Origin of the sequence: Flagellimonas marina (genome assembly GCF_042651185.1) — a bacterium.
In the GTDB taxonomy this organism is placed as follows: Bacteria; Bacteroidota; Bacteroidia; order Flavobacteriales; family Flavobacteriaceae; genus Flagellimonas; species Flagellimonas marina.
In genome coordinates this window covers 550255-565921 of sequence record NZ_JBHSCL010000007.1, presented here as the reverse complement: position 1 = coordinate 565921, position 15667 = coordinate 550255, and the positions used below count along the sequence as shown (strand labels likewise).

Here is a 15667-nt window from a genome sequence, read left to right as displayed (position 1 = left end):
TGTGAGAAATCTATCCAGAAGAAGGAGATTTCTCAATCGTCACTGCGTTCCTCATGTCGAAATGACACGGACAAGTCATTTCGAACTGACTGAAAGGAACGTGAGAAATCTAACCAGAAGAAAGAGATTTCTCAATCGTCACTGCATTCCTCATCTCGAAATGACACGGACAAGTCATTTCGAACCGACTGAAAGGAGTGTGAGAAATCTATCCAGAAGAAGGAAATTTCTCAATCGTAACTGCGTTCCTCATATCGAAATGACACGGACAAGTCATTTCGAACCGACTGAAAGGAACGTGAGAAATCTAACCGGAAGAATGAGATTTCTCAGTCGCTACGCTTCTTCGAAGTGACTAAATAACCTGATGGTTCAAAAACTCCCAATCTGGATTAAAGGAAGAAATCAACCTATCTTTCTTTTCCCTTCGCCATTTTTTCAACTCCTTTTCTCGTGCAATGGCCAACTCAATGGAATCAAACGGTTCATAGAAAACTAAATGGTAGCAATTATACTTCCCTGCAAAGGATTTTTTGGCATTTTCGCTATCGAAGTAATGTTGTGAAAGTCTTTTTTGGATATTGTTGGTCACCCCAATGTAAAGCACCGTCTTCTTTTCATTCGTAACAATGTAGATAAAGTAGGGTGAAAGCATTTTTAAATATAGCTTTTTTGAAGTGAGATTTCTCAATCGTCGCTAAGCTCCTCATTTCGAAATGACACGGACAAGTCATTTCGAACTGACTGAAAGGAGCGTGAGAAATCTAGATTTCTCAGTCGCCATGCTCCTTCGAAATGACAATTAGGTAACGTAACTAGAAGACCTTTTGGACCGCCTCAATAGTCTTGTCCAAATCCGCATAGCTCAAAGCATCATTTAAGAAGTAGCTTTCAAAGGCAGAAGGAGGCAAATACACTCCGTTTTCCAACATACCATGAAAATACTTTTTAAAAGTATCGTTGTTGCCCTTGGCTGAGGAGGCGAAATCCACCACCGGTTCGTCCGTAAAATGTACGGAGATCATACTGCCATAGCGGTTAATCTGGTGGGTTATCCCTTTTTCGGTAAGTGTTTGGGCAATGCCGTTATGGAGGTATTCTGTTTTGTCCGCAAGACTGGTAAAAACTTCAGGACGGTTGTTCAGTTCTGTGAGCATGGCAAGTCCGGCACTCATGGCCAAAGGATTTCCACTTAAGGTTCCCGCTTGGTACACCGGCCCCTCCGGGGCCAAATGGGCCATAATCTCGGCTCGGGCTGCAAAAGCTCCAACGGGTAATCCACCCCCAATCACCTTACCAAACATCACCATATCGGCATCCACGCCCAAAGCTTCCTGCGCACCACCTTTTCCGAGACGAAAGCCAGTCATCACCTCATCAAAAAGCAACAAAATGCCTTCTTGGGTACAGAGTTTACGTAAACCGTGGATAAATTCATCGGTAGGGATAATACATCCCATATTGCCGGCCACAGGTTCTAAGATAATGGCAGCAATTTCACCTTTATTGGCTTCCACGAGGGTTTTTACCCCTTCCAAATCGTTGTAATCCGCCAAAAGGGTGTCCTTGGCGGTGCCTTGCGTCACCCCGGGGCTATTGGGACTCCCAAAGGTTACCGCACCACTCCCCGCTTGAATCAAAAACGAGTCGGAATGGCCATGATAGCACCCCGCAAATTTGATGATCTTGTCCTTGCCCGTGTACCCGCGCGCGAGGCGCACCGCACTCATACAAGCTTCGGTACCACTGTTCACAAAGCGTATTTTGTCAATATTCGGCACCATGGAAACCGCCAATTGTGCCAGTTCGGTTTCAATTTCGGTGGGCATCCCAAACGAAGTCCCTTTTTTGGCCTTTTCAATCACGGCATTGATCACAGGTTCGTAGGCATGACCCAGAATCAACGGACCCCAAGAGGCAATGTAATCGATGAGTTGGTTGCCATCCACATCATAGAGGTAGGCACCTTTAGCTTCTTTTACAAAAATAGGGTCGCCCCCTACTGCTTTAAAGGCTCGCACCGGGGAATTTACCCCTCCTGGGATGTATTTTTTCGCCTCTGCAAAGAGAGCACTGCTTCGTTGGTAGATCATAAATTATGTTATCCATGTCATTCCCGTGCAGACGGGAATCTCTTATTCGATTTTTGATACTTTGGGTTCTGTCGTCATGCTGAACCTGTTTCAGCATCTCAAAAAACATGTCTAATGCTGTTGTGAGACCCTTCGACCGTGCTCAGGATGACAGTTGAGGCAAAGGTAAGTATCCTGCAACTTTCTTGGAAACGGAAATTGTTGGTTCAACACGGACAAAGTCCTAAATGTCACATGAGATGTCTTCCTGAGCGAAGTCGAAGGAGAAATCGAGGTGTATTCGAAGTGAAAGTCGTTCTCGACTGCGCTCGAACTGACAGTGAAGACATTCTACGTCATGCTGAACTTCCTGCCCGTCCATCAGGCGGGGATTCAGCATCCCATGGTTCATAACTAAAAGCTTCTGGCGTCAATTCGAGTGATTCACTTTAGTGAATCGTATCGAGAATCAGCAACTTCGTATCAGTCCTCGACCTGCCTACCGGTAGGCGGGTACAGCTTATCCTCACAGCCAAGCCACTCGAACTGACGGCTATTTTGCTTTTTCTTTTCGGATGTTCAGCACTTGCCCAATGGAAATGTTGGTGCCGTTAAGATTGTTGAGCCGTTGGATTTCATCCACCGAGATTTCATATTTGCGGGAAAGCGCATAGAGCGTATCGCCCTTTTCCACTACGTGGGTGAACACTTCATATTGTTTGGGTTCACGAACCGTGTCCAAACCGCCGCGCACAACAGCTTCGTCATATTCGTGCAGGTTATACCGTTCAATCAATGCGATCAATTTCTGTGGATACTGTCGGTCCGTGGCATAGCCCGCTTGTCTGAGACCATGCGCCCACTTTTTGTAATCATCACGCCTGTAATTGAACAAAAAGGCGTATCTGGAACGCGAGGACAAAAAGATACTATGATCCCGAAATGAGAACATGGGGTGATTGTATTTTCGGAAGCATTCCCCCTTGGCATCATCATCATGAAAATCGTACTCACCCTGCCAACCGGTATGGCATTTGATACCGAAATGATTGTTGGTTTTTAAGGTAAGCTCTCCGCGCCCAGAACCACTTTCCAAAATACCCTGTGCCAAGGTGATACTGGCCGGAATACCGAAAGCACGCATTTCGTATTGGGCGATCTCGGCAAAGGTTTCAATATACTCCTGGGTATCAGAAATGGGAAAGCGCTCAAACCGCCCTGGGTCTGCAGGCATGGGGTAGAGATCCTTGGCCACCTCCGTTTCCACATCGGTAGTGGTCTTTGTGACGGGTTCTTCGGTTTTTATCACTACCGGAGCCCCATTTCTCTGGGTTGTCCTTCTTTTTTTCGCACCACAACTGCTCAGCAAAAAAGCCACCAGCAGCACATATCCTATTCGCCTGATCATACGTCCAATAATGGTAATTTTTTTTGTTCCAACACTTGGTTCATGCCTGTTATCCCTTGCAATCCGCCAGTGTGGATAGCCAAAATTTGGGTTCCTTTTGGGAAAAAATCCTGTTTTATGAGTTCAAAAATACCAAAAACAAGCTTTCCCGTGTAAATGGGGTCCAACGGAATCCCAGTTCCCTTTTTAAAACGGTTGATGAATTGCACCAACTCTGGGGTTACTTTGGCATAGCCCCCAAAATGATAATCGGTGACCAATTGCCAACGTTCATTTTGCGCAAATGTACTAATATCCGCTTTCAAAAAATCACCCTTTAGTGCAGGGACCCCTAAAACGGTCTGATGGGGTTGGGTGGAATTGATAAGTCCAGCTAAGGTCCCACCTGTTCCCACACTACTGCAGATATAATCGAAAGTGGAATCATCTTCGGACAGAATTTCAGCACAGCCTTTTACGGCCAGTTCGTTGGTGCCTCCTTCCCGAAGTAGATAAAATTTGCCAAAAGTGTCTTTTAACTGCTGCAAAAAATCAGGCTCGTTTTTATCTCGATACGCATTTCGCGATACAAAATGAAACTGCATTCCGTGCTTATGGGCCAGTTCTAGGGTGGGATTACCTTCCCAGTTTCCCTCCAACTCTTCGCCTCGAATGACCCCAATGGTTTTGAATCCCTGTTCATGTCCGGCACAAGCCACTGCGGCAATATGGTTGGAAAAGGCCCCGCCAAAAGTGAGCAAGGTGGTCTGACCCTGATTCTGGGCTTCCAGAAGATTGTATTTGAGTTTACGGTACTTGTTCCCCGAAACAAAAGGATGTATGGTGTCTTCTCGTTTAATGTGAAGGGTCACCTCTTTTTCATCAAGAAGGGGCGACTCTATTTTCTGATTGGCTGTTTTCAAATCTGTCCCTTAACGTGTCAAGTAGTTGACAAAACCAAAGGCTTTTCGCTTGGAAAGATAATCCATGTCCTTTTCATTGGCATAGGCTTCCCGTTCAAAACTGATGTTCTGGTAGGCACGGTAACTATCCAAATAAAGTAAGGTACGCAACAACCATTCGGAAATATAAAGAATGTAAAAGGGTAAAATGAGAAGTTCCCGTTGTTGTTTTAGGTGGATGCGCTCATGGTTGATGAGCACTTCATCCGCTTTGAGCGACCCTTCCTTCAGAAATATAAAGGGCCACACCGATAGTCCGACGTAGTTTTTGTAAAAAAAGTGTTTGAATACCAATATCACGTAAAAACTATCAAAGGTTTCCTACAAATATAACTGCAAAATGCTGGTAAAATTGGGTGCTATCGATAATACGATCAACAATTTCGGTGAATAACCCTGTTTTGGAAATCTTAAAACCCTAGGGCTTTTCCCTTGAAAATTGTAACTTTAGGTAAAGAACTTGCGTTGCACGTATGAAGGAACATATTCCCTTGGAGGAGGGTGATTTTTACTTTTCGGAGGAGGGGTATAAGGTATTCACAGAGCAATATCTCCTAAAAAGAGGGTATTGTTGTGAAAGTGGTTGCCGACATTGCCCATACGGTTACAGTGCAAAAACAAACATGAGACGCTAAAATTGCATTCGGCATAATATTTGTGACGTATTTAGTATCTCAACGAATTCAAAAACAGTACTATGAAAAATGTAAAATTATTCACTTTGGCTGTAATGGCCCTTATCTTATTGGCTTCTTGCAGTTCTGTAAGAGTGGTTTCCGACTATGACCAACAGACCAACTTCAATACGTACAAAAGTTACGCTTTTTACAAAACAGGTATCGATCAAGCTCAAATTTCCGATTTGGACAAAAAACGCATTCTACGCGCCATTGAAAACGAATTGGGGTCCCGCGGTTTCGTAAAATCCGAAAATCCAGATGTCCTTATCAGCATTTTTACCAAGGAACGTGAGCGTGTTGATGTTTACAATAACAACTTTGGCTGGGGCTGGGGTTGGGGTGGTTTCTACAACCCTTGGGTCTGGGGTCCCGGTTGGGGCTGGGGCTGGGGTGGCAACAACGTGAGCACCCGCACCGAAGGTTCTCTTTATATTGATGTCATCGATGCGAACAAAAAAGAATTGGTTTGGCAGGGTCGTGGTGTAGGCACCTTGAACAACACCAAGAACATTGAAAGAAAAGAGGAGCGTATCCGGGAGTTTGTCTCTCAAATTCTACAGGAGTATCCGCCTACAACAGCCGTTGCCTCTAATTAACATACAAACCGCTCGTTGAGCGGTTTTTTGTTTCCCACACCTTGGTTTTTAGGATAGACCCATTTCGATTTTGTACCTTTAAAAAAAGGAAAACACGTTTATGAGCTACGAATCGAATCCCATATTGGACAAGTTGCCCAAACACCTCAAGCAGTTTATAAAACCACAGCATTATGAGGCATATTCGCCTATTGATCAAGCCGTTTGGCGCTATGTGATGCGGAAAAATGTAGACTATTTGAGCCGGGTGGCGCATAGTTCTTATGTGGATGGATTGAAGAAAACCGGGATATCTATCGACCATATTCCCAATATGTACGGCATGAACCGGATTTTGAAGGAAATCGGTTGGGCCGCTGTGGCCGTGGATGGTTTCATCCCTCCTTCGGCCTTTATGGAATTCCAGGCGTACAATGTGTTGGTGATTGCTTCGGATATCCGCCAGTTAGAGAACATTGAATACACCCCTGCACCGGATATCATTCATGAAGGGGCAGGACATGCTCCGATTATTGCCAATCCGGAGTATGCTGAATATCTGCGGCGATTTGGGGAAATTGGTTGCAAGGCGATTTCAAGCGCAAAAGATTACGAGCTCTACCATGCCGTGCGGCATTTGTCCATCATCAAAGAAGCGGCCGGTACACCACAGGAAGAAATTGATGAAGCCGAGAAGCATATTGAGCACCTTCAAAAGAATATGGGCACCCCCAGTGAAATGGCCCTCATCCGAAATTTGCATTGGTGGACCGTGGAATATGGCCTTATCGGCACCGTGGAAAACCCAAAAATTTATGGCGCTGGTCTTTTGTCCTCTATCGGGGAAAGTGCATGGTGCATGACGGACAAAGTGAAAAAGCTACCCTATTCCTTAGAAGCTGCACATACTGAGTTTGATATTACCAAACCACAGCCGCAGCTCTTCGTTACTCCTGATTTTGCCTTTTTGAGCCAGGTGTTGGAAGACTTTGCCAATACCATGGCCTTGCGTAAAGGCGGCCTTTCCGGGGTTCTAAAACTGATTAATTCCAAAGAACTGGGCACGATTGAGCTCAGCACCGGATTGCAGATATCTGGGAATTTTAACAAAGTCATGGAACACGAGGGCAAACCCATCTATATACAAACCAAAGGGCCAACGGCCCTCGCCTATCGTGAAAAAGAATTGGTGGGCCATAGCATTGCCCAGCACCCTGAAGGTTTTGGGACGCCCATCGGTAAACTGAAAGGCATCAACATTGCCATTGAGGATATGGGTCCGCGGGATCTAAAAGCCTATAAAATTTATGAAGGGGAACAAATAACCCTGGAATTTGAAGGTGGGGTGACCGTAGAAGGCACCATCATCACCGGAACGCGAAATCTTAGGGGCAAAATTATTTTGGTGACCTTTCAAGATTGTACAGTGACCTACAACGGGGAAATCATCTTTAAACCGGAATGGGGATTGTACCACATGGCCGTGGGACAACAGGTGGTCTCCGCCTTTAATGGCCCAGCGGATTTAAACAGTTTTGACCTCATCACGCATGAGATTACCGAAACCACTATCAAACACAAGAAAAGTGCAGAGCGCCAACAGCTGGAGCAGTACTATTTACAGGTAAGGGAGTTTCGGGAAGGAAAAAACACCACCATTTCCCGAAATAAGGTTTTTAAAGCACTAACAGAAAACCATCCCAACGATTGGTTATTACCCGTAGAATTGTACGAATTGGCCAAAAAAGGAAATGATGAAGCCTTTCAGCAAGAAATCTTGGAGCATTTGGAGTCCATCAAACAAAACAATCCCAAAGTGGGGCATTTGATTGATGATGGTATTGAACTAATCGACCATAGCTTTACGGAGGTCAAGTAATTCTTCCGTGGAACTGACAGGTTCTTCCCCATACACCAAGGTCCAACCCAAGGAATTGGTCAATACATAAATTCGCGAAAGTTCACTGAGCAGTCGGTTTTCTGCATTTGAGACCAAGGTAGAGGCTTCAATCTTTTTCAATAATGACTGGTTGACGTTTTTTTTGATCAAATTGTAATCCGCAGCCTTGAAGGGATTTAAATAATCCGCCGTAACATCATAATATTCAAAATCTGGGTTTATCTTGATTTCCGCCTCTGGAATTTGGGTAATCGTGATGGTTTTATTGGCCTCATCCACATCATAGGTGATTTTGGAAAGATCATATGCGATAGTGACCTCTGCATTGGCCACCACCAAGGCCTTTTTATCCGCCGTGACCAAAGAACCGAACAACTCACGCGAGTCTTTGTAGTTATAGACTTCCGTAAAATGACCTTCGGTAACAATGAGCTTGGAAACGTTCTTCAATTCCTGTTGAATAAGCATGGAACTTTCTTGGAGCAACGTCCTTTGTTCGCGCTCATCGGCACAGGATTTATAGATTAAAACCGAAGCTAGAGCAATGATGGCCCCAACGAGTACTTTCTTCATTTTTTAAAATTTCATGAAAGGATACTTCTCTTGAAGATACGTAATTTTTGACCGGAGAGATGTTTCAAACTTTTGGTGCGCAGCAGAATCTGGGTTAAATGGTCGGTGTAAAAGCCCTTTTTGGATACTATCGACTTCCTCCATTACGGAGTAATAACCCTCATCAATCCAAACGGACTTGAACTTCTCCCAAATATATGCTACCGCCAATGCGTTGGGATGCACTAAATCCTTTCCGTAAAAGCGATAATCACGCAGTTCATCCATCATTATCTCATAGGCTGGAAAGTAATTAAGACCTCTCGACTGCGCTCGAGGTGACAAAACCTTGTGAACTGCTGAAATGAGATGGGCCTTGCTCTGCTGATTTTCCACAAAACCATCCTTTAGGTGTCGAACCGGAGAAATGGTAAAAATCAATTGCGCTTCGGGATTTACTTCCGCAACCTTTTCTACCATATTTTGAAGACTGGTCGCTACTACCTCAATGGGCAGTAATTCTTTGGTAAATTCCTTTTGGGGAACTTTATGGCAATTGGCCACTATTTTATTTGTTGCTTTATGCCAATACACCCATGCGGTTCCCAAAGTTATGATGACATGTGAGGCATTTGTTAGAGCGGCCTTGGTTTCATTCAACCTTTGATTGAGCAATTGCAACAAAACTTCCGGATTCTTTGATCTTAAATCGGAATGAGCATCAAAACAATGCCAAATGCCATCACTTTCAAAAACTTCAGCTTCTGTATAGGGTCTATTTTCCAAAGACCGTGCTACCAAGTTTTCAATAGCTAGAGGATGAAATAGAATTCCAAAAGGGTTTTGCAGTTGTTGGAACTTGAAATAATCCAGTTTCCCTCCCATATTTTCCACAAAACAGGAGCCCATCAGGAGCAATTTACTCTTATAATCAACGGGATTCTCCGTCTTTTTTAAGGGAACTGTGGTTTGGAGTTTCATGAAACGTAAGATACGTTATTTACAGTCATCAATGCTTTCTAGCATATCCTTGTACTGCGTTTCCAACTGCTCTTCCAATTGTTTCATGATAGCCAAGGTGTTCATCAAATCCGGCATGGATTTATTTCGCAATGCTTCTGTAGCTTTGTTGAGTTCATTTTTCACCAAATCTTGGGTATTGTATAACTTCTGAAGGTCGTACAGACAATCGTACCCAAATTCATGGAAAATTCCTGTCGATTTGGATACATCCCAAGCAATACTGCTCAAGTCCGTGATTTCAAGATTGATGAAAGAATCTAGATTGTAATGGTAAAGTCCATTTCCAACAGAGATAGAATCTAATTTTCTGACAAATTCTGGATACTTTTTAACGAAGTAGTGCATGGATTCGGGAGAAGCTATTATCCTTCCTTCTTCACTTTTGATACTGTCCATCTCCGCAAAAAAGGCAGGTATTTTTTGGTTGGATTCATGGTCTTTTACCAATTGCTCCAAGTTATTTTCGATTTCCCCTTCAATTTTTTCCAGAGCGATTTCCTTGTTTTTCTGAATGGTTTTAGAGGCGTTCCAATCGTTGAACCAAATGGCCAAATTGATGCCCACAAACAACAGAAAAATTTCTCCGAAGATATACTTCCAGTTGAACTCTCTTATTTTGAAGAATCTCATACCTTATCTTGTTGCCCGAACTAGCTCCTCGGCATTGGCCAAGGCGGCTGGAATACCGCTGGGATTTTTACCTCCCGCAGTGGCAAAGAAGGGTTGTCCGCCCCCACCACCTTGAATGTGCTTGCCCAGTTCCCGTACAATGTTTCCAGCGTTTAGTCCCTTGTTGGACGCCAAATCTTTTGAAATGTAACAGGACAATATGGCTTTTCCATCATTTTCTGAGGCCAATAGCAAGAATAAATTAGTGACCTGACCTCCCATTTCAAAGGCCAAATCCTTTATGCCACCTGCATCCAAATCCACTTTTTTGCCCAAGAATTGAATCCCATTGATATCCTTCAACTCCGCAATCAAGTCATTTTTGAGCCCTTTGGCTTTGTCCTTCAACAATTGCTCCACTTGTTTTCTTAGACTAGCATTCTCTTCTTGCAAACTGACAACGGCTTTCACAGGATCTTGGGAAGTATTCAATACATCCTTTATCTCGAACAACATCTGGTTGTTTTTAAAGAAGAACTCCTTGGCCGCTTCTGAGGTGATAGCTTCAATTCTCCGGATTCCGGCCGCAACAGCTCCTTCAGAAACAATTTTAAAATGCCAAATTTCGGCTGTGTTCTTTACATGCGTTCCCCCACAAAGTTCAATGGATTGCCCAAAGCGGACCGTGCGCACCGTATCACCATATTTTTCACCAAAAAGGGCCATAGCACCTTGCTCCATGGCATCCTTTATGGGCATATTTCTATTTTCCTCAAAAGGGAGTTGACCCGCAATACGGGCATTGACAAAGTTTTCCACATCACGGAGTTCTGCTGGGGTCATTTTGGAGAAATGCGAAAAATCGAATCGTAGATATTTGGAATGCACCGCTGAACCTTTTTGCTCCACATGGGTTCCCAAAATTTCCCGAAGGGCTTGGTGCAGTAAGTGTGTTGCGGTATGGTTGCAAGCGGTATGAAAACGTTGTTCTTTATCTACCACCGCTTTAAAAGTTCCCGAAACATCCTTGGGAAGGTCTTCAGCAAAATGCACAATCTCGTTGTTCTCTTTTTTGGTGTCCACGATGTAAACCACGTCACCATTTGGGGCTTCCAAGTAACCTTTATCACCCACCTGTCCACCGCCTTCAGCATAAAAGGGGGTCAGGTTGAACACCAATTGGTATTGGTCACCTTCTTTTTTACTACTGACTTTTCTGTATTTCACCAGTTTCACGTTGGATTCCAAGACGTCATAACCCACAAATTCCTGCTCAGCATCTTGCTGTAGCACTGTCCAATCGTCTTTGGAAACTTCCGATGCAGCTCGGGAACGGTCTTTTTGCGCTTTCAAGGCTTTTTCAAAACCTTCAACATCCAGTTGGTATCCTTTTTCTTGAAGAATGAGCGAGGTTAGGTCAATAGGAAACCCGAAGGTGTCATAGAGCTCAAAAGCTTTTTCGCCATCAATGGTTTTACCTTTTGATGAAGCAATCACAGAATCCAACAGCACCAATCCCTGTTCCAAAGTACTCAAAAACGAGTTTTCTTCTTCCTTAATAACATTTTCTATGAGTTGGTGGTTTTTGGGAAGTTCCGGAAAAGCTTTCCCCATACGTTCACTCAATACGTTCACCAACCGATAAATAAAAGGTTGTTTAGTGTCCAAAAATGTAAATCCGTAGCGAATGGCGCGGCGCAATATCCTACGGATAACGTAACCTGCACCCGTATTACTCGGCAACTGGCCATCGGCAATGGCAAAGGCAACAGCTCGGATATGGTCGGCCACTACACGAATCGCAATATTGGTTTCTTCCTTTTTACCATATTTATGGCCAGTGATGGTTTCAATCTCCCGAATCAATGGGGTAAACACATCGGTATCGTAGTTTGATTTTACACCTTGTAGCACCATACACAAGCGCTCAAATCCCATTCCTGTGTCGATATGCTTTTCGGGAAGGTCTTCCAAAGACCCATTGGCCTTTCGATTGTACTGGATAAAGACCAAATTCCAGATTTCCACCACAAGCGGATCATCTTGGTTTACCAAAGACGCTCCAGGCACCTTGGCCTTCTCTTCTTTGGAACGGAGGTCCACATGTATTTCAGAACAAGGACCACAGGGACCTTGGTCGCCCATCTCCCAGAAATTGTCCTTTTTGTTCCCCATAATGATTCGGTCTTCGGGAACAATGGCTTTCCACAGATCATACGCTTCTTGGTCCAGCTCCAAATTGTCGTCATCGCTTCCTTCAAAAACCGAAACGTATAGACTATCCTTATCTATTTTATATACTTCAGTGAGCAATTCCCACGCCCATTGAATGGCCTCTTTCTTAAAATAATCCCCAAAACTCCAGTTGCCCAACATCTCAAACATGGTGTGATGGTAGGTATCTTTCCCAACTTCTTCCAAATCGTTGTGCTTCCCACTCACCCGAAGACATTTTTGGGTATCGGTCACCCGTTTTGACTTTGGAATGGAATTTCCCAAGAAAAACTCTTTGAACTGGTTCATTCCTGCATTGGTGAACATCAAAGTGGGGTCATCTTTCATCACCATGGGCGCCGATGGGACTATTTTATGGTTTTTCTCCTTAAAAAAATTCAAAAATTGCAATCTAACTTCTTGGGATGTCATTGAATTCCTAGGGTTTTCTTAAATTTAACACTTTAAGCAAAACAATTTTTATATTTGCTTGTTTTGATAAAAAGAGCCTGTCTTTTGGTAGACGGGTGAGCAAAAATAGGATAAAATCCCTTCATGTCTAAAGTTAAGTACTATTACGACCCGGATACACTTTCCTATAGGAAGATTGAGCCGAAGAAATCCAAAAGATACCGGAATCTCTTCTTATTTCTGGTAGGTTCGGCCTTGTTCGGTTTCCTCGGACTTATCATATTATTGAATACAAGATGGGTCAATACGCCAAAGGAACTCTCGCTGGAGCGTGAAGTTCGCAACTATGAACTCCAATATGACATCCTAAACCGAAAAATGGAGCAAATGGAGCAGGTTTTGGCCAATATTGAAGAGCGTGACAATAATATTTACCGATTATATTTTGAGGCCAATCCCATTCCGGAAGAGCAACGTAGAGCAGGTTTTGGGGGAATCAACCGATATAAATCCTTGGAAGGATTCAACAATTCAGAAATCATCATAAATGCCACGAAGCGGTTGGACATCATTCAAAAGCAAATGGTGATACAGTCGAAATCGTTGGATGAAATTGCCAAATTGGCCGAAGAAAAAGAGAAGCTATTGGCTTCCATTCCGGCCATTCAACCCATTAGTAATGAAGACCTCACGCGAATGGCCTCTGGTTATGGTTGGCGGTCCGACCCTTTTACGAAGGCCCGTAAAATGCACTGGGGTATGGATTTTACCGCTCCGCGGGGAACCCCCATTTATGCAACAGGGGATGGAAAAGTTACACGTGCGGATAACAGATCATCAGGATATGGAAAACACGTCCGCATAGATCATGGCTATGGGTACCTTTCGCTGTATGGACACATGAGCAAGTACAATGTTACCGTGGGCCAAAAGGTGAAAAGAGGAGATTTGATCGGCTTTGTTGGTAGCACTGGTCGTTCCGAGGCACCCCACGTCCATTATGAAGTGTTCAAGGACGGCGAACGCATTAACCCCATTAACTTTTACTATGGAAGTTTAACGGCGGAAGAGTTTGACAATATGCTCAAATTGGCCAACCAAGAGAACCAATCCCTCGATTAATGTACGTAGAGCTTCCCGAAAAACGGTATTATGGCATTGGCGAAGTGGCCAAGGCCTTTGGGGTGAACACGTCCCTGATTCGTTTTTGGGAAAAGGAGTTTGATGTACTCCAACCTAAAAAAAATGCCAAGGGCAACCGGAAATTTACCCCGCAGGACATTCAAAATTTGCAACTGATCTATCATTTGGTGAAGGAAAGGGGCTTTACGTTGGAAGGTGCCAAAATCCACCTGAAGGAAGAAAAACAGAAAACACTTTCCACCTTCGAGGTCGTTCAGAAACTTCAAAAAGTACGTGCCGAACTCTTAAAAATAAAAGATCAACTATAACCATTAAAAAACAGGAAAATGAAAAAAGGCATTATCGCCCTTATTGTACTTGTGGTACTGGGGGTATTGATTGGTGGCTGGTACATACGAACCAATAACAATCTTGTGAACATGAAAGGGCAGGCCACGAAACAATGGGCCAATGTGGAAAGTTCATACCAACGGAGAAGCGACCTCATTGGAAATTTGGTAAAAACCGTTCAAGGGGCAGCCGATTTTGAACGCCAGACACTTACGGAAGTAATCGAGGCCCGTGCCAAGGCCACTTCCACCACCGTTGATGCCAACAACCTTTCCGCAGAGCAATTGGCGGAATTCCAACAGGCCCAGACTGGGCTTTCCTCGGCACTCTCCCGACTATTGGTGACCGTTGAGCGTTATCCAGAATTGAAGGCGAACCAAAACTTTTTGGAGCTGCAATCCCAATTGGAAGGCACCGAAAACCGTATTAATGTGGAGCGCAACCGGTTCAACGATATTGCTGGAGAATACAATATCAAAATAAATCAGATTCCAACCAACATTGTGGCCAGTATTGCCAATTTTCAACCCGTGGCACTGTTTGCTTCCAATTCCGGAGCAGAGAACGCACCGGAGGTTAACTTTGAGTTCGATTAGGTATGTCGCACGTAGAGGAATTTTTAACGGCCGATGAAGAACAGGAAATCATCAATGCCATTTTGGAAGCTGAAAAAAACACATCCGGAGAAATCCGTGTGCACATTGAAGGAACCTCAAAAATAGATCATTTCAGCAGGGCCCAACAGCTATTCCATTTTTTGAAAATGGACAATACCAAGGAAGGCAACGGCGTGTTGATCTATGTTGCAGTGGATGACAAAAAATTTGTAATCTATGGCGATACGGGCATTGACCGCGCCGTTCCGAAAGGGTTTTGGGACACCACAAAGGACGTCATGGCGGCCCACTTTAAAAAAGGGCAGTTTAAACAGGGTATTGTGGAAGGCATCTTGATGGCCGGAAAAGAACTGGAATCCCATTTTCCTTGGGACCATAACGACACCAATGAGTTGAGCGATGCTATATCCAAAGGCTAGCCTTTTTCTACTTGCTTTTTTATGTATTTCCATAAGTTGGGGGCAGTTCATCATACCAGAAAAGCCCCAAAACAGACCAGTGTTTATGATTATGTAAACCTATTGTCCCCTTCGCAAAGCAATGCCCTGGAGCAAAAATTGATTCGGTATTCGGATAGCACCTCTACCCAAATTGTTGTGGCAATCATCAGTTCTACCGAAGGTGAAAACATTAACTATTTAGGAGCGCAATGGGGTCAGAAATGGGGCATTGGGCAAGCGGATAAAGACAATGGCGTGCTCGTCCTGCTGGCAAGGGACGATAGGCGGATTGCCATCAATACCGGCTATGGTACGGAAGGCACCCTTACCGATTTTATGTCAAAACGCATCATTGAATACATAATCATTCCTGAATTTAAAAAAGGGGATTATTATGCCGGACTAGACAAAGGCGCTGATGCTATTTTTCAAGTTCTGAATGGAGAATTTAAGGAAGAACGCACCTTTGGCAGTGAGAAAAGATTTCCGCTTAGAGCACTACTGCCTTTCATTATTTTTATTGTCATCATGATCATTCTTTGGAGCCGCAAAAACAAGGGTGGTGGCAAAGGTGGTGGACGCCGAGGCAGCGGTTTGGACATTTGGGACATGATCATACTCAGCAACATGGGCCGTAGTTCTGGCTCCTCCGGTGGTTTTGGCAGTGGAGGATTCGGAGGCGGCGGTGGATTTAGCGGCGGCTTCGGCGGTGGTGGCTTTGGAGGCGGTGGCGCCTCTGGAGGTTGGTAGTC

The 15667-nt window shown here is 44.1% G+C and carries 16 protein-coding genes and 1 pseudogene; 8 read left to right on the top strand and 9 right to left on the bottom strand.

All coding sequences use genetic code 11. The features are described 5' to 3' along the window. Positions 1-355 precede the first annotated feature (355 nt). The 5 genes from ACFOWS_RS13690 to ACFOWS_RS13670 form a co-directional block, all read right to left on the bottom strand. Complete coding sequence (locus ACFOWS_RS13690) at positions 356-691, bottom strand: GIY-YIG nuclease family protein (RefSeq protein ID WP_379765499.1); 336 nt, start codon at positions 689-691, stop codon at positions 356-358. Positions 692-815: 124 nt separating this feature from the next. Continuing rightward, positions 816-2093: a glutamate-1-semialdehyde 2,1-aminomutase gene (gene hemL / locus ACFOWS_RS13685; protein WP_379765496.1), complete on the bottom strand. Its 1278-nt coding sequence runs from the start codon at positions 2091-2093 to the stop codon at positions 816-818. A 532-nt stretch (positions 2094-2625) separates the two neighbouring features. Further along, positions 2626-3480 (bottom strand): glucosaminidase domain-containing protein, encoded by an 855-nt coding sequence (locus ACFOWS_RS13680; protein WP_366591240.1) that lies wholly within the window; start codon positions 3478-3480, stop codon positions 2626-2628. Further along, positions 3477-4382, bottom strand: a complete 906-nt coding sequence (locus ACFOWS_RS13675) for a 1-aminocyclopropane-1-carboxylate deaminase/D-cysteine desulfhydrase (RefSeq protein ID WP_379765493.1) — start codon at positions 4380-4382, stop codon at positions 3477-3479. The genes ACFOWS_RS13680 and ACFOWS_RS13675 overlap by 4 nt, the downstream gene beginning before the upstream one ends. Positions 4383-4391: 9 nt before the next feature. Further along, positions 4392-4721, bottom strand: coding sequence for a hypothetical protein (locus ACFOWS_RS13670; protein WP_207096583.1), 330 nt, complete (start codon positions 4719-4721; stop codon positions 4392-4394). A gap of 173 nt (positions 4722-4894) precedes the next feature. Between ACFOWS_RS13670 and ACFOWS_RS13665 the strand changes: the two genes are divergently transcribed. From ACFOWS_RS13665 to ACFOWS_RS13655, 3 genes are all read left to right on the top strand, one after another. Next, a complete protein-coding gene (locus ACFOWS_RS13665; RefSeq protein WP_366591242.1) occupies positions 4895-5056 on the top strand; it encodes a DUF5522 domain-containing protein in 162 nt (53 codons plus the stop codon). Between the two features lie 62 nt (positions 5057-5118). Then, positions 5119-5697: a DUF4136 domain-containing protein gene (locus tag ACFOWS_RS13660; protein ID WP_379765489.1), complete on the top strand. Its 579-nt coding sequence runs from the start codon at positions 5119-5121 to the stop codon at positions 5695-5697. 100 nt (positions 5698-5797) lie between these two features. Then, positions 5798-7555: an aromatic amino acid hydroxylase gene (locus ACFOWS_RS13655; protein ID WP_379765486.1), complete on the top strand. Its 1758-nt coding sequence runs from the start codon at positions 5798-5800 to the stop codon at positions 7553-7555. Here ACFOWS_RS13655 and ACFOWS_RS13650 read toward each other — a convergent pair. From ACFOWS_RS13650 to alaS, 4 genes are read right to left on the bottom strand one after another with little or no spacing between them, the layout of a single operon-like run. Beyond that, positions 7523-8149: a DUF4230 domain-containing protein gene (locus ACFOWS_RS13650; RefSeq protein WP_379765484.1), complete on the bottom strand. Its 627-nt coding sequence runs from the start codon at positions 8147-8149 to the stop codon at positions 7523-7525. The two genes, ACFOWS_RS13655 and ACFOWS_RS13650, sit on opposite strands and share 33 nt — an antisense overlap. A 3-nt stretch (positions 8150-8152) precedes the next feature. Continuing rightward, a complete protein-coding gene (locus tag ACFOWS_RS13645; RefSeq protein ID WP_379765481.1) occupies positions 8153-9109 on the bottom strand; it encodes a GSCFA domain-containing protein in 957 nt (318 codons plus the stop codon). 15 nt (positions 9110-9124) lie between these two features. After that, positions 9125-9781, bottom strand: a complete 657-nt coding sequence (locus ACFOWS_RS13640; RefSeq protein ID WP_379765478.1) for a hypothetical protein — start codon at positions 9779-9781, stop codon at positions 9125-9127. A gap of 3 nt (positions 9782-9784) precedes the next feature. Continuing rightward, positions 9785-12406 (bottom strand): alanine--tRNA ligase, encoded by a 2622-nt coding sequence (gene alaS / locus ACFOWS_RS13635; RefSeq protein WP_379765475.1) that lies wholly within the window; start codon positions 12404-12406, stop codon positions 9785-9787. 123 nt (positions 12407-12529) lie between these two features. Between alaS and ACFOWS_RS13630 the strand changes: the two genes are divergently transcribed. From ACFOWS_RS13630 to ACFOWS_RS13610, 5 genes and pseudogenes are all read left to right on the top strand, one after another. Then, positions 12530-13507, top strand: a complete 978-nt coding sequence (locus ACFOWS_RS13630; protein ID WP_366590927.1) for a M23 family metallopeptidase — start codon at positions 12530-12532, stop codon at positions 13505-13507. Then, complete coding sequence (locus tag ACFOWS_RS13625; protein ID WP_366590928.1) at positions 13507-13836, top strand: MerR family transcriptional regulator; 330 nt, start codon at positions 13507-13509, stop codon at positions 13834-13836. Before ACFOWS_RS13630 ends, ACFOWS_RS13625 begins: the two co-directional genes overlap by 1 nt. An 18-nt stretch (positions 13837-13854) precedes the next feature. Then, entirely contained in the window at positions 13855-14454 is a 600-nt protein-coding gene (locus ACFOWS_RS13620) for a LemA family protein (protein ID WP_379765471.1), read from the top strand. Positions 14455-14456: 2 nt separating this feature from the next. Continuing rightward, positions 14457-14894, top strand: coding sequence for a TPM domain-containing protein (locus ACFOWS_RS13615; RefSeq protein ID WP_379765468.1), 438 nt, complete (start codon positions 14457-14459; stop codon positions 14892-14894). After that, positions 14875-15665 (top strand): annotated as a pseudogene (locus ACFOWS_RS13610) (TPM domain-containing protein). Before ACFOWS_RS13615 ends, ACFOWS_RS13610 begins: the two are co-directional and overlap by 20 nt. Positions 15666-15667: the final 2 nt, after the last annotated feature.

Excerpts from the sequence above, each read along its gene's own strand:
- hemL (WP_379765496.1), bottom strand. The coding sequence starts at position 2,093 with ATGATCTACCAACGAAGCAGTGCTCTCTTTGCAGAGGCGAAAAAATAC.
- ACFOWS_RS13680 (WP_366591240.1), bottom strand. The coding sequence starts at position 3,480 with ATGATCAGGCGAATAGGATATGTGCTGCTGGTGGCTTTTTTGCTGAGC.
- ACFOWS_RS13665 (WP_366591242.1), top strand. The coding sequence starts at position 4,895 with ATGAAGGAACATATTCCCTTGGAGGAGGGTGATTTTTACTTTTCGGAG.
- ACFOWS_RS13660 (WP_379765489.1), top strand. The coding sequence starts at position 5,119 with ATGAAAAATGTAAAATTATTCACTTTGGCTGTAATGGCCCTTATCTTA.
- ACFOWS_RS13655 (WP_379765486.1), top strand. The coding sequence starts at position 5,798 with ATGAGCTACGAATCGAATCCCATATTGGACAAGTTGCCCAAACACCTC.
- ACFOWS_RS13650 (WP_379765484.1), bottom strand. The coding sequence starts at position 8,149 with ATGAAGAAAGTACTCGTTGGGGCCATCATTGCTCTAGCTTCGGTTTTA.
- ACFOWS_RS13645 (WP_379765481.1), bottom strand. The coding sequence starts at position 9,109 with ATGAAACTCCAAACCACAGTTCCCTTAAAAAAGACGGAGAATCCCGTT.
- ACFOWS_RS13640 (WP_379765478.1), bottom strand. The coding sequence starts at position 9,781 with ATGAGATTCTTCAAAATAAGAGAGTTCAACTGGAAGTATATCTTCGGA.
- alaS (WP_379765475.1), bottom strand. The coding sequence starts at position 12,406 with ATGACATCCCAAGAAGTTAGATTGCAATTTTTGAATTTTTTTAAGGAG.
- ACFOWS_RS13630 (WP_366590927.1), top strand. The coding sequence starts at position 12,530 with ATGTCTAAAGTTAAGTACTATTACGACCCGGATACACTTTCCTATAGG.
- ACFOWS_RS13625 (WP_366590928.1), top strand. The coding sequence starts at position 13,507 with ATGTACGTAGAGCTTCCCGAAAAACGGTATTATGGCATTGGCGAAGTG.
- ACFOWS_RS13620 (WP_379765471.1), top strand. The coding sequence starts at position 13,855 with ATGAAAAAAGGCATTATCGCCCTTATTGTACTTGTGGTACTGGGGGTA.
- ACFOWS_RS13615 (WP_379765468.1), top strand. The coding sequence starts at position 14,457 with ATGTCGCACGTAGAGGAATTTTTAACGGCCGATGAAGAACAGGAAATC.